The sequence below is a fragment of the Asanoa sp. NPDC049475 genome (assembly GCF_040676915.1).
GTDB lineage: Bacteria > Actinomycetota > Actinomycetes > Mycobacteriales > Micromonosporaceae > Asanoa.
The window spans coordinates 12,548-36,205 of sequence record NZ_JBFAPY010000014.1; the positions used below are offsets into that span (position 1 = coordinate 12,548).

Consider the following 23,658-nt stretch of genomic DNA (forward strand, 5'->3'; position numbering starts at 1 on the left):
GACGAGCGCCCGCCAGGTACGCCGAACGTCCACCAGGCGGGACAACGGCCGGCGTGATTCGCACCATATGCCGGAATGTGCGCAACGAGTCAGTACATTACGCGTCGCACAGACAGTCCCCCATGCACGGTTTCGATCCGGCACAGTTGATACGTGCACTTCGGGACCGGTGCTGCATTAGCGGCCGCCGCAGGCACCTTGGCGGCCGCTGTCGTCACGGTCCTGTTGGTCTCGTCCGCGCGCGCCCGAGTGGGTGCCGCGCGGCAGGCCCACCTCATGCTCGCGATCGGCAGTGCCCTGGCGGCGCTGACCACCGCGATCGCCCTCGTCGGCGTCCTCACGTTCGCCGAGCAATGGGGCCACCACCAGGCGGCCCGCACCGACTTCGCCATCGGCATCGGCCTGGGCACGGCCATCAGCAGCATCGTCATGTGCGCCGGCCTGCTCCGGCTGCCGTGGGCGGCGGGCACCCGGCGCATCGCCGGCCGGCACCTGCTCGACGCGCTGGTGATCGCGTTCGCGTTGTGGTTCGTCGGCTGGGTGCTGGTCTCCCCGCCAGCGCAGATCTTCGGCAAGGCGACCCCGCGCCCGTGCGTCGGCATCTTCATCGCGGCCGGCGCGGCGGCCCTCGCGGTCGGCATCGTCGTGATCGTCACCATGCGCGGCGCCGGCTCCCGGCTGCGCCTGTTGCTGATGGGTTGCGGTGCGATCTCCGTCGCCGTCTGCGGCGTCGGGCTCACCGCCGGGCTCTGCCAGGGCGGTCCCGGCCTGGCCACGCTCAGCGGTGTGGTGATGCCGATCGCGCTGATGGTCGTCGCGTTCGCCGGCCGTGGCCGCGACACCGAGGCGATCGCCGAGCTCGACGTCATCCGGCACGGGGCGTCCTACGCCTTCGTCCCGATGATGGGGATGGCGATCTCCGGCATGGTGCACGTGATGGCCGGCGGCCAGATCACCACGATGGGCATCGCTCTCGGCAGCCTGGAAGGCTTCGCCCTGGCCGTCCGGCAGTTCGTGGCCCTGCGCGACGTGCGCAACTACGCCGTCCGCATGCAGGACCGCGAGGCCCACTTCAAGGAGCTGGCGCACACCGACCCGCTCACGGGCCTGGCCAACCGGCGTGGCCTGCTCCGCGCGCTCGCCGAAGAGGTCGAGCCCGACAAGCCGTGCGTGCTGCTCGGCCTCGACCTCGACGGCTTCAAGAACGTCAACGACATGCGCGGCCACGACGTCGGCGACGACGTGCTGGTCGAGGTCGGCCAGCGGCTTCGGATGAACCTCCGCCCGGGCGACGTGGCGGCCCGGCTCGGCGGCGACGAGTTCGCGGTGCTGATGTGGGCCAAGCCGCACGAGGCGCAGGGTGCCGCGGAGCGCCTGCTCAGGGTGCTCAACAAGCCCTACGAGCAGCAGTCCGGCCGGGTCTTCCTGAGCGTCAGCATCGGCGTCGCCGGCGGCGAGACCGCGTCCGACGACACCACCCTGCTCCAGCACGCCGACCTCGCCCTGCGCTACGCCAAGCAGCGCGGCAAGAACCGGGTCGAGCGCTACCACGCCTCCTACGACCAGCTGCTGCGGCGGCGCACCACGATCGAGCACGAGCTGCGCGGCGCGATCGACCGGGGCGAGCTGCACCTCGCCTTCCAGCCCGTGGTGATCATGCCGTCGATCCGCCCGGTCGGCGCCGAGGCCCTGATCCGCTGGCACCACCCCGAGCTCGGCCAGGTGCGACCCGACGACTTCATCCCGATCGCGGAAGAGTGCGGCATGATCGCCAAGATCGGCGCCTGGGTCCTCCACCAGGCGTGCCACCAGCTCTCCCGGTGGTTGGCCGACGGGCACGACGTCTGGGTCAGCGTCAACGTGTCGCCGCGCGAACTGCACGCCGCGGAATACGTCGACCAGGTCGCCGAGGCGCTTCGCGCACACCGGGTGCCGCCGCAACGGCTGGTGCTGGAGGTGACCGAGCAGGCGGTCGCGATCGACCTCGACGAACTGATCAAGCGGTTGCGGGCGCTGCGCGCGATCGGCGTACGCATCGCACTCGACGACTTCGGCAGTGGGTTCTCCTCGCTCGGCCAACTGCGCCGCCTGCCGATCGACATCCTCAAGATCGACCACAGCCTGGTCGCCGAGACCGAGCCGAGCGTCGACCACGGGCTCGCACCGCTGGCCACGCTGGCCGGCGGCCTCGAGCCCGCCGGAAAGGGAAAGCCCCAGGGCGGCGGCCCGCTCGTCGACATCGTGGTGCGGCTGGGCCACCGGCTCGGCCTCGAGGTGATCGCCGAGGGTGTCACCAACCAGCGTGAGCAGGCCGCGGTCCAGGGCGCGGGATGCCGGTTCGGTCAGGGCCAGCTCTTCGGCTGGGGTGTGCCGGCGGAGCACTTCGAGGCGTTGCTCGACGCCGCCACCTCGCCCGGTGCGCGGCCCGAGAAGGTCAAGTCCGACAAGATCGCTGATCGCCCTGCGTGTGGGGAGCTCGCGCCGCCCGCCCAGCGGTTGGCTCCGACACCCCCTGTCCAGGATGTGGGATCAGTTGACTCATCCCGCGAGATACGTCAGAGTTAGCCCCATGTCGCCACGCTGGTCGTCTCGAGTACTTACCTGAGCGCACTCTCGTTCTTAGAGAGTGCGCTGGCCCCGTGCATCAAGCACGAGGGCCATTTTTGTGCCCGGACACACGTGACCCCGATCACTGAAGGTCACCAAAGAACACCAACACCACACGAGCGCAGAACCGAGCGAAGGCACCCGCCATGACGAGACCCACTCCCGAGACCATCGCCCACCGGATCCACGCCACTCCCGCGACGGTCGCCGCACAGGCCGCGCACGGCAATCACGCCGAGCGAGCGCAGCAGTCGACGGAGCGGCACCAGGCCGACCGCCCGGCGCCGGCCGCCCAGCCCGCCCCGGCCAAGATCACCGGCGCGCAGTCGCTCGTCAAGTCGCTCGAGTCGCTCGGCGTCGAGGTCGCGTTCGGGATCCCCGGCGGAGCGATCCTCCCCGCGTACGACCCGATCTACGACTCGTCCGTCCGCCACATCCTCGTCCGCCACGAGCAGGGCGCGGGTCACGCGGCCACCGGCTACGCCCAGGCCACCGGCAAGGTCGGCGTCTGCATCGCCACCTCCGGGCCGGGCGCGACCAACCTGGTCACGCCGATCGCCGACGCGTACATGGACTCGGTCCCGGTCGTCGCGATCACCGGTCAGGTGCCGCGGCCCTCGATCGGCACGGACGCCTTCCAGGAAGCCGACATCCAAGGCATCACCCTGCCGATCACCAAGCACAACTTCCTCGTGCAGACCGCTGAGGAGATCCCGCAAGTCCTGGCCGAGGCGTTCCACCTGGCCAGCACCGGCCGGCCCGGCCCGGTCCTCGTCGACGTGCCCAAGGACATCCTGCAGGCGCAGACCACCTTCAGCTGGCCTCCGACGCTCGACCTGCCCGGCTACCGCCCGACGATGCACCCGCACGGCAAGCAGATCCGCGAGGCCGCGCGGCTGATGAGCGGCGCCAAGCGCCCCGTCCTGTACGTCGGTGGCGGCGTGCTCAAGGCCGGCGCCACCGAGGGCCTGCGCAAGCTCGCCGAGCTCACCAACATCCCCGTGGTCACCACGCTGATGGCCCGCGGCGCCTTCCCCGACTCGCACCCGCAGCACCTCGGCATGCCCGGCATGCACGGCTCGGTCGCCGCCGTCTACGCGCTGCAGAAGTCCGACCTGCTGGTCTGCCTCGGCGCGCGGTTCGACGACCGGGTGACCGGCAAGCTCGACTCGTTCGCGCCGGACGCCGCGGTCGTGCACGCCGACATCGACCCCGCCGAGATCGGCAAGAACCGCGCGGCCGACGTCCCGATCGTGGGCGACGCCCGCTACGTGATCGACGAGCTGATCGGCGCGATCACCGCCGAGCAGGCCGCGGGCCGCACCGGCGACCGCACCGCGTGGTGGGCGCAGCTCGACGACCTGCGCCAGCGCTACCCGCTCGGCTACGACGAGCCCTCCGACGGCACGCTCGCACCGCAGTACGTGATCGAGCGGATCGGCAAGATCGCCGGCCCGGACGCGATCTACTGCGCGGGCGTCGGTCAGCACCAGATGTGGGCGTCGCAGTTCATCAGCTACGAGAAGCCACACACCTGGCTCAACTCCGGCGGCGCGGGCACGATGGGCTACGCGGTGCCGGCGGCGATGGGTGCCAAGGTCGGCATGCCCGGCACGACGGTGTGGGCGATCGACGGCGACGGCTGCTTCCAGATGACCAACCAGGAGCTGGCGACCTGCGCGCTGGAGGGCATCCCGATCAAGGTCGCCGTGATCAACAACGGCAACCTCGGCATGGTCCGGCAGTGGCAGACGCTGTTCTACGGCGAGCGCTACTCCAACACCGACCTGGGCACGCACAAGCACCGTATCCCCGACTTCGTGAAGCTCGCCGAGGCGCTCGGCTGCATCGGGCTGCGCTGCGAGACGAAGGAAGACGTCGACAAGACGATCGAGGCCGCGATGGCGATCAACGACGCCCCGGTCGTCATCGACTTCGTGGTCGGCAAAGACGCGATGGTGTGGCCGATGGTGGCCGCCGGCACCAGCAACGACGAGATCATGTTCGCCCGCGGCGTCCGCCCGGCCTTCGACGAGGATGAGTTGTGATGACCAAGCACACCCTGTCTGTGCTCGTGGAGAACAAGCCCGGTGTCCTGGCCCGCGTCTCGGGGCTGTTCTCCCGGCGGAGCTTCAACATCGACTCGCTGGCGGTCGGTGAGACCGAGCACCCTGAGATCTCCCGGATCACCATCGTCGTCAACGCCGACGAGTCCCCGCTGGAGCAGGTCACCAAGCAGCTCAACAAGCTGGTCAACGTCCTCAAGATCGTCGAGCTCGACCCGGTGCAGTCGGTGCAGCGCGAGCTCGTCCTCGTGAAGGTGCGCGCCGACCGCGCGATCCGCTCCCAGGTGCTCGAGACCGTTGACCTGTTCCGGGCCCGCGTCATCGACGTGGCCGCTGACACGTTGACTATCGAAGCGACCGGCACATCGGACAAGCTGGACGCGCTGCTGCGCGACCTCGAACCGTACGGGATCAAGGAAATGGTCCAGTCGGGGATGGTCGCGATCGGGCGCGGGTCACGTTCCATCACCACGGGGCCGGCGCTCCGCGCCGCCTAAGAGACAGCAACACGCGAGAGGGAAGCAATGACCGCAGAGGTTTTCTACGACGACAACGCCGATCTGTCGATCATCCAGGGCAAGAAGGTCGCCGTCCTTGGGTACGGCAGCCAGGGGCACGCGCACGCCCTGTCGCTGCGGGATTCCGGCGTCGACGTCGTGATCGGTCTGCCGGAAGGCTCGAAGAGCCGCGAGAAGGCACAGGAGCAGGGCCTGCGCGTGGAGACGCCGGCCGACGCCTCGGCCTGGGCCGACGTGATCATGGTGCTCGCGCCCGACACCGCCCAGCGCAAGCTCTACGCCGAGGCCATCGAGCCCAACCTGGCCGCCGGCAACGCGTTGTTCTTCGGTCACGGCCTGAACATCCGTTACGGCTTCATCACGCCACCGGCCAACGTGGACGTCGCGATGGTCGCGCCGAAGGGCCCGGGCCACCTCGTCCGCCGGCAGTACGTCGACGGCAAGGGCGTGCCGGTGCTCGTCGCTGTCGACCAGGACGCGACCGGCGAGGCGTTCGCGCTCACCCTCTCGTACGCGAAGGCGATCGGTGGTCTGCGGGCCGGCGGCATCAAGACCACCTTCAAGGAGGAGACGGAGACCGACCTGTTCGGTGAGCAGGCCGTCCTCTGTGGAGGCGCGTCGGCGTTGGTGCAGACCGGTTTCGAGGTGCTCACCGAGGCGGGCTACGCCCCGGAGATCGCCTACTTCGAGTGCCTGCACGAGCTCAAGCTCATCGTCGACCTGATGTACGAGGGCGGCATCGCCCGGATGCGGTACAGCGTCTCGGACACCGCCGAGTACGGCGACTACTCGCGTGGCCCGCGCGTCGTCGACGCCCGCGTCAAGGAAGAGATGAAGCGCATTCTCTCCGAGGTGCAGTCCGGCGAGTTCGCTCGTGAGTGGATCGCCGAGGACGACAACGGCCGCCCGAACTTCACCAAGTGGCGTCAGGAAGGCGCGGCTCACCCGATCGAGGAGACCGGGCGCAAGCTGCGCGGCATGATGAGCTGGGTCGACCGCCCGATCACCGAGACCGCGTGACGATCGACACGTTCGGACCTCGTTCGGGGCGATAGCTCCCCTTGTGAGGGCAAACACGCCAGACGGAGAACATGGGGCGCCGGCCGGCCGCCTACCATTTCAGTGGTAGGCAGCCGCTGCCGGCGCCCTTTCCCTAATTTACGAGGACCTATGACTCCCGTAGTTCTTATCGCCGAAGAACTGGCCCCCGCCGCGATCGACGTGCTCGCGCACGACTTCGACGTCCGGCACGTCGACGGCTCTGACCGCGAGGCACTGTTGCCCGCGCTCGCCGAAGCCGACGCGGTGATCGTCCGCAGCGCCACCCAGATCGACGCCGCCGCCATCGCGGCCGCGCCGCGCCTCAAGGTCGTGGCCCGCGCGGGTGTCGGCCTCGACAACGTCGAGGTCCCCGCCGCCACCGCGCGTGGCGTCATGGTCGTCAACGCACCGACGTCCAACATCGTGTCCGCGGCGGAGCAGGCGGTCGCGCTGCTGCTCGCCGTCGCGCGCAACACGGCGAGCGCCAGCACCGCGCTCAAGGCGGGGGAGTGGAAGCGGTCCAAGTACACCGGCGTCGAGGTCCAGGGGAAGACCGTCGGCGTCGTTGGCCTGGGTCGCATCGGCGTGCTGTTCGCCCAGCGGATCGCGGCGTTCGGCACCCGGCTGATCGCCTACGACCCCTACGTGCAGCCGGCCCGGGCCGCGCAGCTCGGCGTGCGCCTCGTGGGTCTGGAGGAGTTGCTGCGGGAGAGCGACTTCATCTCCATCCACCTGCCGAAGACGCCGGAGACCGTCGGCCTGATCGGTGAGAAGGAGCTGGCGCTGGTCAAGCCCGGCGTCCGCATCGTCAACGCCGCGCGCGGCGGGCTGATCGACGAGCAGGCGCTCGCCGACGCGATCGCCGAGGGCCGGGTCGGCGGCGCCGGCATCGACGTGTACGCCAAGGAGCCCTGCACCTCGTCGCCGCTGTTCGCATTCGACAACGTGGTCGCCACCCCGCACCTGGGCGCGTCGACCGCCGAGGCGCAGGACAAGGCCGGCCTCGCCGTGGCGCGCTCGGTCAAGCTGGCGCTCCAGGGCGAGTTCGTGCCCGACGCGGTCAACGTGCAGGCCGGCGGCGTCGTCGCCGAAGACGTGCGCCCGCTGCTGCCGCTCGCCGAGAAGCTCGGCCGCGCGTTCACCGCGGTCGCCGGTGGGGTCGCCGCCAGCGTGACCGTCGAGGTCAGCGGCGAGATCCTCACCAACGAGGTGTCGGTGCTGAAGCTCGCCGCCACCAAGGGCCTCTTCGCCTCCGTGGTCGAGGAGCAGGTGACCTACGTCAACGCCCCGCACATCGCGGCGGACCGCGGCGTGGAGGTCGACCTCGTCACCCTGACCGACACCAGCGAGCAGCCGACGCTGGTCACGGTCCGCGGCGCGCTGCCCGACGGCCGTTCCGTGAGCGTCTCGGGCACCGTCACGGTCTCGGGCAGCCGCGAGGTCGCCAAGCTGACCGAAGTGGACGGTTTCGCGCTCGAGCTGGCCGCCGACGGCATCCTGCTCTTCTTCCGGTACGCCGACCGGCCCGGTGTGGTCGGTGCGATCGGCTCGATCCTCGGCGAGGCGGGCGTCAACATCGCCGCCATGCAGGTGGCCCGGCGCGAGGCCGGCGGCGAGGCGCTGATGACGCTGACCGTCGACAACTCGGTCGACGCCGAGCTGCTCGCGGCCGCCCAGGCCAAGATCGGCGCCGGCTCGGCCAGCGCGGTCGACCTGCGCACCGAATAAGTCTCCTGGCGCACGAAAACGGGACGGGCGGCCAGTGTGCCGCCCGTCCCCTTTTATTCGTTTGTCAGGAGGTCATCGCTCCCGGCGGATAGACCGTGCCGCCTTGCGGATCGAACAACAGCAGCCCGTGCTTGCCGGCGAGCTCCTCGACGGCCAGCAGCACCTCGTCGGGGCAGTCCTCGTCGAGCTTCATCTCGACGTGGTCGCTCGCCACGTGCAGGGGCGTGACCGCCCACGGCGAACCGTTCGTGTTTCGGTCCGGGTACGCCGACGTCATAGCGGCATAGAAGTCGGCGATCTTCCGGTGCGGCGCACCGTCCACGTGCTCGCCCTGTCGACACAGCTCAAAGGCCGCGCCCACATCCTCTGCCGAGGCGTCCGGCTCCATCGCCCAGACCACCAGATCGAAACTCACGCCGGATAGTGTGCCATTGGCCTGTGGGCTACGTGGCGACGACCGCGCCACTACGCGTTCGCGCATCTTGGACCGCACATTAAAAATCAGCTCCCCCGCTGCCTCGGCAATGGCAGTGGGGGAGCTGATTCACGTTCGCGGTGCACTGGTTGCGCACTACGGAGGGTGGCTCACAGTACCGACGCATCCAAGGTCACCCGAAGACCTGATCCGCGCCGGAAAACCTCACTGCGTAACCGCGTGACCACGCTATCGATTCTCCGGTCGGCGACGCAAGAGTCAGACGGCGCCGCGTGTCGCGTACTCGTCCTGCAGCAAACTCGCCGTGTAGCCCTCCGCTGTGGGGAACCACGCGAGGCCCGCGTCGCCGGCCGCGTAGAGGGCTGTCGCATATGCGTCAGCGACGGCCAGGTCGGGGCCCATCACCGTGGCGGCGCGGATCTCGTCGACCGGACTCGCGCGGTGCGGGTCGATGACGTGACCCCGCCGGCCGGTGACGCCCGAGGTGCCGATGGCGCCAGACGTGAGCTCGAGCTGGACCGGTTTGCGGCGCGCGTCGTACGGGTGGTGCACCGCGACCTTCCATGGGCCGCCGTGCGGGGCGTTTCCGCGTACCGTCAGATCTCCTCCGCTGGCCACCGCGTAGTCGGTGATGCCCGCGGCCCGGACCCGGGCGGCGGCGCGTTCCATGGCCCAACCTTTGACCAGGGCGCTCGGGTCGAAGCCGCCGGGTGCGGCCCAGGCGTCGAACCAGCCGTCGGTGGCGGCGCGCATCGCGTCGCAGCGGGCCACGAGGTCGGCCAAGGGCGCGTAGGCGTCGGGCGAGACCTCGCCTCGGCGCAGGCGAGCGACCAGGCTGGCCTCACGCAGCGGGCTGTAGGCGACGTCGATCGCGCGCAGTTCCCCGACCGCGTCGGCGATGGCGGCCGCGAGGTCCTTGCGGGTCATCGTCGAGGGGCTGACCAGAGTCAACGTGAAACCCGCCGTCGAGGTCTGCACGTTGTGGTGTGCGACCAAGCCACCGTTGGCGGCGGCGGGGTGGGCGAGCGTGGTGGCCGAGCCGCCGCCTAGGCGTAGGTCTGGGCGCATTAGGCCCCCTTCCGGCTTGGACTGCGTTAAACCTAGGATTTGCGGATGACGAGGGCATGAGCACCGGCTGAGAGTTTCCTGGGTAAGTCTGCCCGATTCCGCATGGTGGGAGTCATATACCGCTTGGCGGGACGATGGCTTAACGTTTGTTAGACGCCGTTTCGTTCAGAAGGAGCTTTGACGTGTCTGTGGCGCGGATCGCGGTGGTGGCCGGTGACGGCATCGGTCCCGAGGTGATCGACCAGGCGCGCAAGGTTCTCGACGCGGTGCTCCCGGGTGTCGAGGCGACCGAATACGACCTCGGCGCCGCGCGCTACCACCGCACCGGCGAGGTCCTGCCCGACTCCGTGCTCGACGAGCTGCGCGGCCACGACGCGATCCTGCTCGGCGCCGTCGGCGACCCGACCGTGCCGCCGGGCGTGCTCGAGCGCGGCCTGCTGCTCAAGCTCCGCTTCGCGTTCGACCAATACGTCAACCTGCGGCCCTCGCGGCTCTTCCCGGGCGTGGTCAGCCCGCTGGCCGGGGTCAAGCCCGGCGAGATCGACATGATCGTGGTGCGCGAGGGCACCGAGGGTCTCTACGCCGGCGCCGGCGGCGGCCTCCACCGGGGCACGCCCGCCGAGATCGCGACCGAGGAGAGCCTCAACACCCGGCACGGTGTCGAGCGCGTGATCCGCGACGCGTTCGCGCGGGCCTCCCGCCGCCCCCGCCGCAAGGTCACCCTCGTCCACAAGACCAACGTGTTGACCCACGCCGGTTCGTTGTGGGCGCGCACGTTCGAGACGGTTGCCGCCGAGCACCCCGACGTGGCCACCGAATACCAGCACGTCGACGCCGCCGCGATGTTCCTCGTGACCCAGCCGCAGCGCTACGACGTGATCGTCACCGACAACCTCTTCGGTGACATCCTCACCGACATCGCCGCCGCCGTGACCGGTGGCATCGGCATGGCCGCCAGTGGTTGCATCAACCCCGGGCGGGTCCACCCGTCGATGTTCGAGCCGGTGCACGGCTCGGCACCCGACATCGCCGGCAAGGGCGTGGCCGACCCGGCCGCCGCCGTGCTCTCGGTGTCGCTGTTGCTCGACCACCTCGGGCACGCCGACGCCGCACACCGAGTAGCCGAGGCGGTCGCGGCCGAGCTGGCCGGACGCACGTCCGGCACGCAGCTGCGCACCGCCGAGGTCGGTGACCGGCTCGCCGCCGGCGCCGTGGGCTGATTGCTTTTCGCATCATTAGGCGTCGCGCGAACCAGGACCCTCCGGGCGAATCGTTTCGTCCGACGCCCTCTCGCCCTTGAACGACCGTTCGGGGTAAGTTTCTTGCGCAGCCTTTACCTTTACTGAGTGTTGCCGGCTCCCTGCCGGCTTACCTGGAGGTCCAACGCCGATGAGCGGTGGTGAAAAGCTCGACTTCGAGATTCGCCCGAATCCCCAGCCGGTACCCGCCGCCGAGCGCGCCGCGCTCATGGTCGACCCCGGTTTCGGGCGGGTCTTCACCGACCACATGGTGACCGCGCGTTACGCCGACGGAAAGGGCTGGTACGAGGCCCGCATCGAGGCCCGCGCCCCGATCCCCATGGACCCGGCCAGCGCGGTCCTGCACTACGCGCAGGAGATCTTCGAGGGCCTCAAGGCCTACCGCAACGCCGACGGCACGGTGACGATGTTCCGCCCGGAGGCCAACGCCGCGCGGTTCACCACGTCGGCCACCCGCCTGGCGATGCCCCATCTCCCTGAGGGAGCGTTCGTCGACTCCCTGCGCCGGCTGATCAGCATCGACCGCGAGTGGATCCCGAACGACGACGAAGGCAGCCTCTACCTGCGCCCGTTCATGTTCGCGAGCGAGGTCTTCCTGGGCGTCCGCCCGGCGATGGAATACCTCTACGTGGTGATCGCGTCGCCGGTCGGCTCCTATTTCAAGCACGGCATCAAGCCGGTCAACGTCTGGGTCTCCCCGAACTACACGCGAGCGGCCCCGGGCGGCACAGGAGCGGCGAAGTTCGGCGGCAACTACGCGGCATCGCTGCTGCCCCAACAGGAGGCGGCGGCCAACGGCTGCGACCAGGTGGTGTTCCTCGACGCCGTCGAACAGCGCTGGATCGACGAGCTCGGCGGCATGAACATCTTCTTCGTGTACGACGACGGCACGCTGGTCACGCCACCGCTGGGCACGATCCTGCCGGGCATCACGCGCGAGGCCATCATGCGCCTGGCCGACGACGACGGGCGAGCGGTGATCGAGCGGCCGGTCGCTTTCGACGAGTGGCACGCGGACGCGGACCGCGGCCGCATCCGCGAGGCCTTCGCCTGTGGCACAGCAGCGGTCATCACGCCGATCGGCGAGGTCCGCTTCGAAGGCGGCTCGTTCAAGGTGGGCGACGGCACCTCGGGCGAGGTGACGATGGGCATCCGGAAGCGCCTGGTCGACATCCAGCGCGGCCGTGCCGCGGACCCCTATGGCTGGGTGCACAAGGTTTTCTGAGCTGTTTTCCGTTCAAGGGCGCGCCGGGTTCTTCCCGGCGCGCCCTTGAACGTTCGAAGCCTCAGGCAAAGTCGTAGGCTCGCTCTGTGTCGTCCTCCTTGGACTGATGAATGCGTCCGATGTAGACACGGCCACACAACACGCGGATTCACTCCGTCACCGGCGGCCAGAAACGGCGACAGCTAAGGGAGCCACCGCGACCATCAGCCGGACGATCCTGCCTCGGCGTAAGGCATTCCCTGTAGGCGGCGGCTGCGTGGCCCGGAAAGCTGGTTGCCTGGCAAGGCATTCGTCAACGAGCGCGCGATGATTCAACGTGCTGATGGGACGCGCATGGTTATGAATCGTCCGCATGGGCCGGCGTCCCGCCACACCACGCAGGCGGTGCCGATCCGGCGAGAGCCGCGACCCACCGATTCCACTAAGGCCCACCGTGAACCGCGACGTGCGTCGTTGTGACCTCGTGCCACGAAGGCCTTGGTGGCGTGCCGCGAGCCGCGACGTGCGTCGTTGTGAGCCCTGTTCCATGAAGGCCACCGCGGGGCGGCGCGAACCGCGACGTACGTCGTTGTGAGCCCTGTGCCATGAAGGCGACCGTGGCGCGCCACGACCGCGACCTACGTCGTCGTTGTGAGCCTCGTGGAATGAAGGCCGCCGTGGCGCGCCGCGAACGGCGACCTACGTCCCCCGAACCCCGCGCCAGACCTCGCTTCCCCGCTAGGCGGCGCTACACCGGCTCGCATCGGGGCCTTTCGCGGGGGCATTTCAGGCTTGGGGTCGGTCGCGGACTGCGGCCGAGCTGGGCGATGCCGTCCGACCGGGGCGCGGTGGGCTTTTGGGCGGCTGGTCCGCGTTGGGTTTTCGTTGGGCGGCGTTGGTGAGGTTTGGTCGCCGGCATCGAACCGCGGGGCAGGCGCGGAGTGGCTGGTCAAGGGCGTCGTTCGGGGGTACATGTGGGCCGAACGGATGATCAGCTCGGGGCAACGGGCGGCGCATTGATGATCTAGCGTCTCCGCTCGGAGTTTGATCTTCGAGAGGAACATCCGTGTCCGAGCAGTCCACGACCCCGACGCCCGCTACGCAGCCTTCGGCTGGGGCGCCCACCCCGCCGCCCGCCAACAGCAACACCCTGCCGCCCTTCACGCCTCCGCCGGCCAGTGACTTTCCCGCGGGCGGGCCGCAGATGATTGACCCGACCAAGATGAGCAACAAGTCGATCGTTATCCGCAAGCTCCTCGGCGCGGTGATCGGCCTGGTGCTCGTACTCGGCGTCGGCTTTGTGTGGAAGGTCGTCACCGGCGACCCCGAGATCGCCGGGGCCGGTGACTGCCTGATCGGCCAGACCGCCGAAGACATGAAGATCGTGGGTTGCGACGACGCGACCGCCGAGTGGACCGTACTGGGCCGCGTCGACAGCATCCGCCAGGAAGACTTCATGGCCGCCGGCGAGAACGACCCCACCTGCGACCCCTGGAAGACCACGACGGTCTCGTACTGGACGGGCGAAAAGAACGGCACGGGCCACGTGCTCTGCCTGGAGCCCATCAAGAAGTAACGCCTGCGAAGGGGAGCGCGCCCACCCGGCGCGTTCCCCGCCGCTGAGCGGATGGCACGCAATACGGCCAGATCGTCTGCCGTGAGCCTGTTACAAAGTGCGGCCCCGAGGTAGGGGGCACCCTGAGCGGAGCGGTTCGCGTCGCTGCGTGAATACGCGCGCGGCGCGGAGCGCGTCTACGCCGCGCCGCGGCCGTCGCTGAGCAGATGGGCGCGCAAGGCCGACAGGTCTTCGGTTGTCAGGCCGGCGTGCTTCGCGTAGCCCTCGATCGAGCCGTGTCGGTCTCGTAGTTCGCTCAGGAACAACAGCATCGCCGCCGCGGGGGACGCCATGAACGGGGTCGGGGGGACCTCCGCGTCCGGGAGTGCGGTGCGCAACCACGCCGAGAACCGCTCCGACGCCGCCGTGCTCAGGGCGTAGTCCGCTGCCACGTCCCCGTCCGACACCCCCAGCAAGGACAGCGTCAGCGCGCACACCACTCCCGTGCGGTCCTTGCCTGCCACGCAATGCACCACCACCGGGCCGGCTGCCGGGTCCGCGATGACCTTCAGGGCCGCGCCGATCCCCGCCGTGCCCAGTTCCGCAAGCTCCTGGTAGCGGTCCGCGATGAAGCGGTCGACCGGCTCGTCCGGGCCGGCGACCGCCCACTCCGGGTGTTCCGGGTGGATGTGCCGGTAGCTCAGCCCCGGATAGTCGACCACCCGGCCGTCCCGGGCGACCTCGCGCGGGCGGCGCAGGTCGATGACCGTCCGCACCCCCAGCTCCGGCAGCGAGGCCGGCGAGATGCGGTGCACCGAATCGGACCGGAACACCTGGCGCCACCGCACCGTGCGGCCGTCCTGGCCGGCATAGCCGCCGATGTCGCGGAAGTTGAAGACGCCGTCAAGGGGGTACGACCGGTTCGGCTCCATGCCCAAGACCTTAACCGATCACATCGAATCCACTGTAGACAATGAAAGGGCGCCCACCGGAGACCGGTGGGCGCCCCATGGAACGAGCTACAAGCGTGGCCCGGAGGAGTCGTACATTCCGCCGTAGTAGCCGCCTAGCTTGTCCCGGTAGGCCGGATCGTCGTGGCTGTCCGCGTCGTACTCCGGAGCCGACTTGATCTGGTCCTTGTTCCGGTCGACGTAGACCTTCCGCTCGTCGTGGTCGACCTGGTTGACGACACCCGCGGGGAGCATGACCTTCTTGCCGAAGATCCATGCGCCCGTGTCCACCACCAGGTAGCTCGCGGCGACGTCAGAGCTGTGCGCATCGATCTTGCCGATGCTGCCGTCGGTCGCCTCGACCTTGTAGCCGACCAGGTCCGAGCCGGTCACACCAGCCTCTTCGCGGAACGACCACGCGTCGAACGCGCCGGTGGGCACGCCGCCGTGGGCGCCGGAGGGCGGTGTCGGCTGAGGGTTGAGCCGGTCCATGAGAACCTTCACTCCTCGTATCGACTGTCGTACTCGGTCGACAAGTTCCTACCCCGCGCAACGCGGACGAAAACCACCAACGGGGGTTCCCGACATGTGGTCAGGTGTTTGGTGTCACGGCGCGACCGTGGCAAAGTACGGAGCGTGACACCGCTCGCCCTCATTATTGGCAGCTAGCGCGCCGGCAACCGACACCGCCGAGCGCGCAGACCTCCCGCATTCGCGGGGGGTCTTTTTGTTGCGAAGCGCGAAGCCCCACCGCCTCCGAAAGGACGACAGGATCATGCCCTACCAGGTGTACGACACCACGCTGCGCGACGGGGCACAGCGCGAGGGGATCAGCTACTCGGTGGTCGACAAGCTCGCCGTCGCCCGCCTGCTCGACGAGTTCGGCGTGACCTTCATCGAGGGCGGCTGGCCCGGCGCCATGCCGAAGGACACCGAGTTCTTCCGCCGCGCCCGCAAGGAGCTCGACCTCAAACACGCCCAGCTCGTGGCCTTCGGCGCGACCCGCAAGGCGGGCGTCGGGGTCAACGAGGACCCGCAGGTGCGCGCGCTGCTCGACGCCGAGACGCCGGCCGTCTGCCTGGTCGCGAAGTCCGACATCCGGCACGTGGAGCGGGCCCTGCGCACGACCGGCGACGAGAACCTCGCGATGGTCCGGGAGACCGTGGCCCACTTCGTGAAGCACGACCGCCGCGTCTTCCTCGACTGCGAGCACTTCTTCGACGGCTTCCGCCACGATCCCGCGTACACGGCGGCGGTGGTCCAGGCGGCCTTCGAAGGCGGCGCAGAACGCGTGGTCATGTGCGACACCAACGGTGGCATGCTCCCGTCGCGGATCACCGCCGCGATCCAGGACCTCACCAGCCGACTAGGCGTGAGTGCCGACCAGCTCGGCATCCACTGCCAGAACGACACCTCGTGCGCGGTGGCCAACACGGTCGCCGCGGTCGAGGCCGGCGTCGAGCACTTCCAGTGCACCGCCAACGGCTACGGCGAACGCCCCGGCAACGCCGACCTGTTCGCCGTCGTCGCGAACCTCCAGCTCAAGCTGGGCCTGCCCGTCCTACCGGAGGGCTGCCTGGAACAGGCGATGCGGGTGTCCCACTCGATCGCCGAGATCGCCAACATCGCACCCGACACCCACCAGGCGTACGTGGGAGCTGCGGCGTTCGCCCACAAGGCGGGCCTGCACGCGAGCGCGATCAAAGTGGATCCCCTGCTCTACAACCACGTCGAGCCCTCGGTTGTCGGCAACGACATGCGGATCCTGGTAACCGAGATGGCCGGCCGGGCCAGCATCGAGCTCAAGAGCCGTGAGCTCGGTATCGACCTGGCCGGCCATCCGACCGAGCTGTCCCGCGTCACCCAGCGGGTCAAGGACCTCGAGGCGGGCGGCTGGTCGTTCGAGGCCGCCGACGCCAGCTTCGAGCTGCTCGTCCGGGGCGAGTTCGCGGAGGTGCCGCGCCCGTTCGCGCTGGAGTCCTACCGGGTGCTGGTCGAGCACCGTGAGGACGGCGCGGTGGTCTCCGAGGCGACCGCCAAGGTCCGCGTGAAGGGCGAGCGGGTCATCGCCACGGCCGAGGGCAACGGCCCGGTCAACGCCCTCGACGAGGCGCTCCGGCTGGCCCTGTCGAAGCACTACCCGGAGCTGACGAGCTTCGTGCTCGCCGACTACAAGGTCCGCATCCTGGAGGGCTCGCACGGCTCCGGTGCGGTGACGCGGGTGCTGGTCGAGACCAACGACGGCCACGGACGCGACTGGACCACCGTCGGCGTGCACGAGAACGTCGTGGAGGCGAGCTGGCACGCCCTGGTCGACGCGCTGACCTACGGCCTCAACCGCGAAGAAGCCACCACGCGAAGCTAGACCGGCGGCAGGGAGACCTCCGCGAAGACGGCGCTGTGGTCGCTGCCCGGCAGCGGCCACACCGCGTACTCGCGGATCGCCAGCCGTGGGTCGATCAGGATGTGGTCGATCGCGATGGGCGGCAACGAGAAGCCGTGGTCGATCGGCCGCCACGTGCCCGCCAGCCCGCGTCCCATGTTGGCCGCGGCGTCCTCGTATCCCGTTGCCAGCAAGGCCCGCATCGGCGCATGGTCCAATGTGGCGTTGAAGTCGCCCATCAGCAACCGCACCGGTCCGTCCGATGTGGCTGGTCGCTGGCCGCGCAGGCCGGCGAACCAGCACGGCACATCGGCCAAGCTGAGCGGTGCGCAGGAATGCACGGACTCGATCACCAGGGGTGCGCCGCCGGCCAACGTCACCGTCGCGTACGCCTGCGTGAAGCCGGACTCGTGTTGGTGGATGCCGGGATCGGTGAGCGGGACCCGGGAGTAGAGCCCGCCGTTGACGTAGACAGCGGGGTCGTCGACGATCCGGTGCGGCAGTTCCGCGCCGATGCCGGCGGCGTCGAAGGCCGCGATGAAAGCGGCGTTGAGCTCCTGCACCGCGAGCACGTCGATCTTGTGCTCCCGGACGAGCTCGACCAGCGCCGCAGGGTCGGCCTCGCCGTGCTTGATGTTGGCCGTCAGCACCCGCAGCCGAGGACCGCCGACGTCGGCCGCCGCACCGGGCAGGGCGCGGGGCAGCACCACGGCGCTCAGCGCGGCCAGGGACAGGGCCGCGACCGCCGCCGCCTTCCAGCGCCGCAGGGCCAGCGCGCCGAGCAGCGGCAGGACGCTCAGGCCGGCCGCGTACGGGGTGTAGGCCACCAGGTGCACCAGCGGGCCGCGTTCCCACCCGCCCAGGCGCACCACGGCCAGTGCCGCGCCCGGTGTGACGGCCAGAGCGCAGGCCACCGCCGCCGCGACCGACCGCCCCCGCTGGTCGGGGGCGGCGGCGATGACCTGCTGACGGGCCGTCTTCACACCAAGCACGCTAACCATCCGGTGTGAAGGATTGGTGCGCTTCCGACGGAGATCCACCCGCCGGTATCGTCGGCCGGTGCCCGTCACCGCGGAAGCCGTGTGTGCGACGTTCGGGTTGCCCGAGCGCGGCGCGACGATCGCCGAGCACACCCACGTGACCTGGCGGTTGACGGCAGGAGGCGACCGGTTCCTGGTCAAGCGGGTCCCGGAGGCGTGGGTGGCCGAGATCGGCGCCGCCATGGCGCTGGAGGACATCGCGCGGGCCGCCGGCATCCCCACGCCACGGACGGTCGAGCCACCGCACCCCGTGGTCGGGTGTGCCGCCCGGCTGCCGGACGGCACGCTGGTCCGGGTCTCCGAGTGGCTCGACGGCCGGCCGGTCGAGGCCCGCGACGACCTCGCCGACTGGCTGGGCGCCACCGTGGCCCGGCTCAACACGCTGCACCCGATGGCGGCCGCCGAGCCGGTCGTCTACGGCATCCACCCGCCGGAGCGCTGGACCGCCTGGCTGGCCGAGGGGCACCGCCAGGCCAGGCCGTGGGCGGCGTTGCTGGCCCGGCGCCAGGAAGAGGTGGCCGAGGCGACCGACTGGGTGGCCGGCGCGTTCGCCAGGGCCGGCGATTACGTGGCAACCCACCGCGACCTGGAGCCTTGGAACGTCCTGATGACCCCGGCCGGTCCGGTGATCATCGACTGGGACGGCGCCGGTGCCGACAGTGCCGGGCTGGTCGCCGCCCACGCCGCGTACGCCTTCGGTGGTGGTCATGGCCCCCGAACCGACCGCGCGCTGGCCGCCTACCTGGCGCACGGCAGGCGGCTGCCATCCCCGCGGGACCGCTTCGCCCGCCGGGCCGGACTGATGCTCAGCCGGCTCGCCGAGCGGATCAGGTGGACACTGGGCGAAGGCGACCCGGGGCCGTTTTCGATCGGACAACTGGATCGCACGGCCGCCGACCGGCTGCGGGATCTGCCGGCTTTCGTCGCTGACCTGCGAGAACCTAGATGATCTAGAGAATACTCGCCACAAATTGGGCTAAAAGGCTCCCAATCGCGTGTCCAACCGGGAGTCTCGACACATGACGCCCAGCTTGCCGCCGCCGTCCGAGTTCGACTTCGCGGAGGAGACGCCCGACGAGGCGTACGCGGCCGGCTCCGACCCCGCCGCCGCGCGGCAGACCAGCGCGGTCCTGGAGGAAGTGCTCTTCGAGGTCAAGCGGGTGATCGTGGGGCAGGACCGGCTGGTCGAGCGCCTGGTCGTCGCGCTGTTGGCCGACGGTCACTGCCTGCTGGAGGGTGTGCCGGGCGTGGCCAAGACGCTGGCCGCGCAGACCCTGGCCGAGACGGTCGGGGGGACGTTCTCGCGGGTGCAGTTCACGCCAGACCTGGTGCCGTCGGACATCGTGGGTACGCGGATCTACCGGTCGTCGACGGAGTCGTTCGACGTGGAGCTCGGGCCGGTGATGGCGAACCTGTTGCTGGCCGACGAGATCAACCGGGCGCCGGCGAAGGTGCAGTCGGCTCTGTTGGAGGCGATGGCCGAGCGGCAGGTGTCGATCGGCGGCCGTTCGTACCCGGTGCCGGAGCCGTTCCTGGTCCTCGCGACCCAGAACCCGATCGAGTCCGAGGGCGTCTACCACCTCCCCGAGGCCCAGCGGGACCGGTTCCTGATGCGGGTGGTCGTCGGCTACCCGACCGACCAGGAGGAGCTGAGCATCCTCTACCGGATGAGCGGGGAGCGGCCACAGCCGAGGCGGGTGCTCGACCCGGCCCGGCTGCGCGAGCTCCAGGACCTCAACCGCAAGGTCTTCGTGCATCACGCCATCGCCGAGTACGTCGTCCGCCTCGTGCTGGCCACCCGCGACCCGGCCCGGTTCGGCCTGATCGAGGTGGCCAAGCACCTGGCGTACGGCGCGAGCCCGCGGGCGACGCTCGGTCTGGTCGCCGCCGCCCGGGGCCTGGCCCTGCTGCGCGGCCGTGACTACGTGGTGCCGGACGACGTCCGCGAGCTCGCCGCCGAGGTGATCGCGCACCGGCTCGTCCTCTCCTTCGACGCGATCGCCGACGGGGTGACGGCGGAGTCGGTGGTGGAAAAGCTCGTCGAGGTGGTCCCGCCGCCCCATCTGGCGCCGGAGACCGACGCGGAGCTTCGGGGACTGGCGGCGGCATGACCCGCGGCGCGGCCGAGACGACCGTGCGGCAGCTCGCACCGGAGGAGCGGCTGCGCCGGCTCGAGCTGATGGTCACTCGGCGCCTCGACGGCATGCTCCAGGGCCAGTACCTCGGCCTGCTGCCCGGCCCCGGATCCGAGTTCGCCGGCTCGCGCGAGTACCGGCCGGGTGAGGACGAGGTGCGCTGGATGGACTGGGCGGTCACCGCCCGCACCAACGTGCCGCACGTACGCGAGGTCGACGCGGACCGGGAGCTGATCACCTGGGTGCTGGTCGACGGCTCGGCCAGCATGGACTTCGGCACCGCCGAGGTCGAGAAGCGCGAGCTGGCGGTGGCCGCGGTCGCGGCGGTCGGCTTCCTCACCGCCGGTGCCGGCAACCGCCTCGGCGCGCACGTGCTGCGCCGCGACGGGATCCGCCGAGTCCCGGCGCGTACCGGGCGGGTGCACCTCCAGGCGTTGCTGCACGACCTGCTGGGCGCGAAGCGCGAGGAGGAGGGTGCCGACGGCGCCGATCTCGCCACCGCCATCGAAGGCCTGCAACGTGCGGCGATCCACAGGGGACTCGCCGTGGTGGTGTCGGACTTCCTCGACGACGCGGCCGACGGGCAGTTCGCCTGGGAGCGCCCGCTCAAGCGGCTGGCCGCCCGGCACCAGGTGCTCGCCGTCGAGGTGACCGACCCACGCGAGCTCGAACTGCCCGACGTCGGCCTGATCACGTTCGTCGACCCGGAGACCGGCCGGCGGCGGGAGGTCTCGACCGGCAACCGCCAGCTCCGGGAGCGGTACGCCGCGGCGGCGCTGGAGCAACGCGCGGAGGTCTCGGCCGCGCTCCGCCGCATCGGCGTCGGCCACCTTCCACTGCGGACGGATCGCGACTGGGTGGCCGACATCGTCCACCACGTGCTGAGCCAACGCCGGCGAGCGGCCGCCGCCCCGGCCCGGCCGCGACCCGCCGGAGGTGCCGGGTGAACGGGGTTCCGGACGTCGCCTTCCTCAGCCCGGGCCGGCTCTGGCTCCTGCTGGGTGTCGCGGCGGTGGCGGTCGGCTACGTCTACATGCAACGGCGGCGCAGTCGGTACGCCGTGCGGTTCACCAACCTGCGCCTGCTCGACAAGGTCGCGCCGTCCCGTCCGGCCTGGCGCCGCCACGTGCCGGCCGCGCTCTTCATCGCCATGCTCGCGCTGCTGGTGGTCGGCTTCGCGCGGCCCACCGACGAGGTGCGGGTGCCGAAGGAGCGCGCCACCGTGATGATCGCGGTCGACGTGTCGGCCTCGATGCTCGCCACGGACGTGCCGCCGGACCGGCTGCGGGCGGCCAAGGAGGCAGCCAGGGAGTTCGCGGACCAGCTTCCCCGCCACTTCAACGTCGGCCTGGTCGCGTTCGCCGGCAACGCCACCGTGGTGGTGCCGCCGAGCCCCGACCGCGACGTGTTCAAGGCCGGCGTGGACCGGCTCTCCGAGACCACCGCCGGCCTGGGCGGCACCGCGATCGGCGAGGCGATCACCACCTCGCTGGACGCCATCCGGAGCATCGACGCGCGGGCGGACAAGGACCCGCCGCCGGCCCGGATCGTGCTGCTCTCCGACGGCGCCAACACGTCCGGGCGCGACCCCGACGAGGCGGCGAACGAAGCCGACACCGCCGGCATCCCGGTCGACACCATCTCCTTCGGCACCACCGCGGGCGAGATCGCCCGGCGCGGCGGGGTCGCGATGTCGGTGCCGGTCGACGGTGACACGCTGCGCGGGGTGGCCGAGCAGACCAACGGCAGCTACCACGAGGCGGATTCCAAAGAGGAGCTGCGCGCGGTGTACGCCGACATCGGCACGTCGGTCGGCTATGTCAACGAACGCGCGGACGTCTCGGCGCGCTTCATCGGCCTCGCCCTCATCCTGGCCATGGTGACCGCGCTCGCGTCGATGTTCTGGTTCTCCAGGATCCCGTGAGAAGGGACAGGCGATGACGACCACACCGACGAGTCCGACCGGGCTCGGTGAGCCGCGTGGCCCCGAGTACGTCTCGCCCGACCTCGACCTCATCGGCGGCGGCGCCGGCCCGCCCGGCGGTCCCGGCCGTAGGCGGTCCTTCTCGACGGCCGGTTGGCGGCGCGCCGCCCTCGTGGGAGCGGCGGTGGTGATGGTCTCGGCCGCCTCCGGCGGGCTCGCCGGAGGACTGGTGGCGCGGCACGAGACCCGGCCCGGCGCGCAGCCGTCGCCCACGCCGAGCACGATGGCCGGCGGACTGTCGGGCGACATGATCAACGCGGCCAAGAGCACGCTCGAGGGGGTCGTCTCCGTCGAGGTGCGCGCCGCGGACGGCAGCGTCTCCGGCGGTTCGGGGTTCGCGCTCGACGGCAACCAGAACATCGTCACCAACGACCACACGCTCGGCGCCGGAGAGCCCAAGGCGGTGTACGTGGAGACGCCGTCCGGGCGGCGGATACCGGCCACATTGGTCGGTCGGGACCCGGACCGCGACATCGCGGTGCTGAAGGTGCCGCCGAGCACGGGCCTGCGCCCACTGCCGCTGGCCAAGACCGGCACCACCCAGGTGGGTGAGCCCGTCATCGCCGTCGGGTCGCCGCTCGGGCTCTCCGGGACGGTCACCGCCGGCATCGTCAGCGCGCTCGACCGCGAGGTGAAGCTGCCGAAGGGCCGGCGCCAGACGGCCATCCAGACCGACGCGTCGATCAACCCCGGCAACTCCGGCGGGCCGTTGGTCAACGGGCGTGGCGAGGTCGTCGGCGTCAACACCGCGATCGCGTCGCTGGAGGGCGGCGGGTCGATCGGCATCGGGTTCGCGATCCCGATCGAGCAGGCGTCCCAGGCAGCCGACCGCATCATCGCCGGCGGCGGCTAGACCTTCAACCGGGCTGCGAGCCAGGCCTCCCGGTCGGCGCGGGCGGCCCCGTCGAGTTCGTGCCCGGCGCCGGCGTAGAGGCGGTAGTCCTTGGGTCGCTGCGCCAGGGACACGAGCGTGCGCCGGGTCGAGTCGGGCACGAAGAAGTCGGGCTCGGCGTACTGGAGAAGCAGCGGCACGCCGCCCCGGTCGGCCACGTAGCGGATCGGGTCGACCGGCTCGAACAGCTCCTCGTAGGGGATCGTGGCGTCGCCGGAGAGGCCCAGGAAGAAGGTCGCGAACCAGTTGCCGAAGGTGGCGTCCGCGTTCATCGCCACCACCGCGTGGATCCGGTCCCGGTCGACGGAGGCGAGCAGCAGCCCGTACATGCCGCCGTAGTCGTGCCCGACGACCGCGACCCGCGACCGGTCCACGTCCGGTGCAGCGGTGAGCAGGTCGAGCCCGCGGCGCAGCCGGACGGTCTGTGCCACCACGTTGGCGACGTCGCGGCCGTCGCCGACCGGGTCGACGGACCAGGGGAAGGTCAGGTCCGGGAGCAGCGCGACGGCGCCGTCGCGGGCCCTGGCGACCGCCTCGTCGAGGAACTCCAGGCGGCTGCTGGTCGGGTTGGGTGGCTCGAACCAGTGCAGGTAAAGGACGGCCGGATAGTGGCCCCCGCGGGCCGGCTCGACCAGGTAGGCGCGCACGGGCTCGCGCTCGCTCGCGGCGTAGGTGATGTCACGGACCAGCACGCCGCCGCGGTCCTCCACGCCATGCTCGGTCACCGGGACCGGCCCACGTCGATAGCCTTCGCCTAACAAGTCTGACGTCACATACATGTTAGAGACGGTA

Annotated in this window: 20 protein-coding genes; 14 read left to right on the forward strand and 6 right to left on the reverse strand. The window is 70.4% G+C overall.

The features are described 5' to 3' along the window. Positions 1 to 153: 153 nt before the first annotated feature. The 5 genes from AB0J88_RS37955 to serA all read left to right on the forward strand — a co-directional run bounded on the left by AB0J88_RS37955 (position 154) and on the right by serA (position 7,960). Positions 154 to 2,565, forward strand: coding sequence for a bifunctional diguanylate cyclase/phosphodiesterase (locus tag AB0J88_RS37955; protein WP_364358675.1), 2,412 nt, complete (start codon positions 154 to 156; stop codon positions 2,563 to 2,565). 188 nt (positions 2,566 to 2,753) lie between these two features. Beyond that, a complete protein-coding gene (locus AB0J88_RS37960) occupies positions 2,754 to 4,655 on the forward strand; it encodes an acetolactate synthase large subunit (RefSeq protein WP_364358672.1) in 1,902 nt (633 codons plus the stop codon). Further along, on the forward strand, positions 4,655 to 5,170 hold the full coding sequence (gene ilvN, locus AB0J88_RS37965) for an acetolactate synthase small subunit (RefSeq protein WP_364358669.1): 516 nt from the start codon (positions 4,655 to 4,657) through the stop codon (positions 5,168 to 5,170). The genes AB0J88_RS37960 and ilvN overlap by 1 nt, the downstream gene beginning before the upstream one ends. A gap of 27 nt (positions 5,171 to 5,197) precedes the next feature. Beyond that, positions 5,198 to 6,211, forward strand: coding sequence for a ketol-acid reductoisomerase (gene ilvC, locus AB0J88_RS37970; protein ID WP_364358666.1), 1,014 nt, complete (start codon positions 5,198 to 5,200; stop codon positions 6,209 to 6,211). Positions 6,212 to 6,361: 150 nt separating this feature from the next. After that, positions 6,362 to 7,960, forward strand: a complete 1,599-nt coding sequence (gene serA, locus AB0J88_RS37975; RefSeq protein ID WP_364358663.1) for a phosphoglycerate dehydrogenase — start codon at positions 6,362 to 6,364, stop codon at positions 7,958 to 7,960. A gap of 64 nt (positions 7,961 to 8,024) precedes the next feature. Here the strand turns inward: serA and AB0J88_RS37980 are convergent, their stop codons facing one another. Both AB0J88_RS37980 and AB0J88_RS37985 read right to left on the reverse strand, forming a co-directional pair. Further along, positions 8,025 to 8,375, reverse strand: a complete 351-nt coding sequence (locus AB0J88_RS37980; RefSeq protein ID WP_364358661.1) for a hypothetical protein — start codon at positions 8,373 to 8,375, stop codon at positions 8,025 to 8,027. A 279-nt stretch (positions 8,376 to 8,654) separates the two neighbouring features. Next, a complete protein-coding gene (locus tag AB0J88_RS37985; RefSeq protein WP_364358658.1) occupies positions 8,655 to 9,464 on the reverse strand; it encodes an FAD:protein FMN transferase in 810 nt (269 codons plus the stop codon). Positions 9,465 to 9,652: 188 nt separating this feature from the next. Here AB0J88_RS37985 and AB0J88_RS37990 point away from each other — a divergent pair, with 188 nt between their 5' ends. The 3 genes from AB0J88_RS37990 to AB0J88_RS38000 all read left to right on the forward strand — a co-directional run bounded on the left by AB0J88_RS37990 (position 9,653) and on the right by AB0J88_RS38000 (position 13,503). Then, on the forward strand, positions 9,653 to 10,684 hold the full coding sequence (locus AB0J88_RS37990; RefSeq protein ID WP_364358888.1) for a 3-isopropylmalate dehydrogenase: 1,032 nt from the start codon (positions 9,653 to 9,655) through the stop codon (positions 10,682 to 10,684). Between the two features lie 169 nt (positions 10,685 to 10,853). Continuing rightward, positions 10,854 to 11,948, forward strand: a complete 1,095-nt coding sequence (locus AB0J88_RS37995) for a branched-chain amino acid aminotransferase (RefSeq protein ID WP_364358655.1) — start codon at positions 10,854 to 10,856, stop codon at positions 11,946 to 11,948. A 1,045-nt stretch (positions 11,949 to 12,993) separates the two neighbouring features. Next, the gene (locus tag AB0J88_RS38000) at positions 12,994 to 13,503 is read left to right on the forward strand and encodes a hypothetical protein (RefSeq protein ID WP_364358652.1); all 510 of its coding nucleotides are present in this window, start codon (positions 12,994 to 12,996) and stop codon (positions 13,501 to 13,503) included. A 176-nt stretch (positions 13,504 to 13,679) separates the two neighbouring features. Here AB0J88_RS38000 and AB0J88_RS38005 read toward each other — a convergent pair whose 3' ends face one another. Then, on the reverse strand, positions 13,680 to 14,414 hold the full coding sequence (locus AB0J88_RS38005) for a tyrosine-protein phosphatase (protein ID WP_364358649.1): 735 nt from the start codon (positions 14,412 to 14,414) through the stop codon (positions 13,680 to 13,682). An 87-nt stretch (positions 14,415 to 14,501) separates the two neighbouring features. Further along, positions 14,502 to 14,924: a PRC-barrel domain-containing protein gene (locus AB0J88_RS38010; RefSeq protein ID WP_364358646.1), complete on the reverse strand. Its 423-nt coding sequence runs from the start codon at positions 14,922 to 14,924 to the stop codon at positions 14,502 to 14,504. A gap of 283 nt (positions 14,925 to 15,207) precedes the next feature. Here AB0J88_RS38010 and cimA point away from each other — a divergent pair, with 283 nt between their 5' ends. Further along, entirely contained in the window at positions 15,208 to 16,797 is a 1,590-nt protein-coding gene (gene cimA / locus AB0J88_RS38015; protein ID WP_364358643.1) for a citramalate synthase, read from the forward strand. Here cimA and AB0J88_RS38020 read toward each other — a convergent pair. Beyond that, on the reverse strand, positions 16,794 to 17,729 hold the full coding sequence (locus AB0J88_RS38020; protein ID WP_364358885.1) for an endonuclease/exonuclease/phosphatase family protein: 936 nt from the start codon (positions 17,727 to 17,729) through the stop codon (positions 16,794 to 16,796). The two genes, cimA and AB0J88_RS38020, sit on opposite strands and share 4 nt — an antisense overlap. Positions 17,730 to 17,874: 145 nt before the next feature. On the opposite strand from AB0J88_RS38020, the gene AB0J88_RS38025 reads away from it, so the two are divergent. The 5 genes from AB0J88_RS38025 (at position 17,875) to AB0J88_RS38045 (ending at position 22,827) form a co-directional block, all read left to right on the forward strand. Then, positions 17,875 to 18,804: an aminoglycoside phosphotransferase family protein gene (locus AB0J88_RS38025; RefSeq protein WP_364358640.1), complete on the forward strand. Its 930-nt coding sequence runs from the start codon at positions 17,875 to 17,877 to the stop codon at positions 18,802 to 18,804. Positions 18,805 to 18,874: 70 nt separating this feature from the next. Then, complete coding sequence (locus tag AB0J88_RS38030) at positions 18,875 to 19,966, forward strand: MoxR family ATPase (protein WP_364358637.1); 1,092 nt, start codon at positions 18,875 to 18,877, stop codon at positions 19,964 to 19,966. Further along, positions 19,963 to 20,937 (forward strand): DUF58 domain-containing protein, encoded by a 975-nt coding sequence (locus tag AB0J88_RS38035; RefSeq protein ID WP_364358634.1) that lies wholly within the window; start codon positions 19,963 to 19,965, stop codon positions 20,935 to 20,937. The genes AB0J88_RS38030 and AB0J88_RS38035 overlap by 4 nt, the downstream gene beginning before the upstream one ends. After that, entirely contained in the window at positions 20,934 to 21,914 is a 981-nt protein-coding gene (locus tag AB0J88_RS38040) for a VWA domain-containing protein (protein ID WP_364358632.1), read from the forward strand. The genes AB0J88_RS38035 and AB0J88_RS38040 overlap by 4 nt, the downstream gene beginning before the upstream one ends. A 13-nt stretch (positions 21,915 to 21,927) precedes the next feature. Further along, positions 21,928 to 22,827 carry a trypsin-like peptidase domain-containing protein gene (locus AB0J88_RS38045; RefSeq protein WP_364358629.1) on the forward strand — a complete coding sequence of 300 codons (900 nt, stop codon included), beginning with the start codon at positions 21,928 to 21,930 and terminating at the stop codon, positions 22,825 to 22,827. Here AB0J88_RS38045 and AB0J88_RS38050 read toward each other — a convergent pair. Then, entirely contained in the window at positions 22,824 to 23,591 is a 768-nt protein-coding gene (locus tag AB0J88_RS38050; protein WP_364358626.1) for a dienelactone hydrolase family protein, read from the reverse strand. The two genes, AB0J88_RS38045 and AB0J88_RS38050, sit on opposite strands and share 4 nt — an antisense overlap. Between the last annotated feature and the right edge of the window lie 67 nt (positions 23,592 to 23,658).

Coding starts and splice junctions, on each gene's coding strand:
- AB0J88_RS37960 (WP_364358672.1), top strand. CDS start 2,754: ATGACGAGACCCACTCCCGAGACCATCGCCCACCGGATCCACGCCACT.
- AB0J88_RS37985 (WP_364358658.1), bottom strand. CDS start 9,464: ATGCGCCCAGACCTACGCCTAGGCGGCGGCTCGGCCACCACGCTCGCC.
- ilvN (WP_364358669.1), top strand. CDS start 4,655: ATGACCAAGCACACCCTGTCTGTGCTCGTGGAGAACAAGCCCGGTGTC.
- ilvC (WP_364358666.1), top strand. CDS start 5,198: ATGACCGCAGAGGTTTTCTACGACGACAACGCCGATCTGTCGATCATC.
- AB0J88_RS38045 (WP_364358629.1), top strand. CDS start 21,928: ATGACGACCACACCGACGAGTCCGACCGGGCTCGGTGAGCCGCGTGGC.
- AB0J88_RS38035 (WP_364358634.1), top strand. CDS start 19,963: ATGACCCGCGGCGCGGCCGAGACGACCGTGCGGCAGCTCGCACCGGAG.
- AB0J88_RS38030 (WP_364358637.1), top strand. CDS start 18,875: ATGACGCCCAGCTTGCCGCCGCCGTCCGAGTTCGACTTCGCGGAGGAG.
- AB0J88_RS38005 (WP_364358649.1), bottom strand. CDS start 14,414: ATGGAGCCGAACCGGTCGTACCCCCTTGACGGCGTCTTCAACTTCCGC.
- serA (WP_364358663.1), top strand. CDS start 6,362: ATGACTCCCGTAGTTCTTATCGCCGAAGAACTGGCCCCCGCCGCGATC.
- cimA (WP_364358643.1), top strand. CDS start 15,208: ATGCCCTACCAGGTGTACGACACCACGCTGCGCGACGGGGCACAGCGC.
- AB0J88_RS38010 (WP_364358646.1), bottom strand. CDS start 14,924: ATGGACCGGCTCAACCCTCAGCCGACACCGCCCTCCGGCGCCCACGGC.
- AB0J88_RS37995 (WP_364358655.1), top strand. CDS start 10,854: ATGAGCGGTGGTGAAAAGCTCGACTTCGAGATTCGCCCGAATCCCCAG.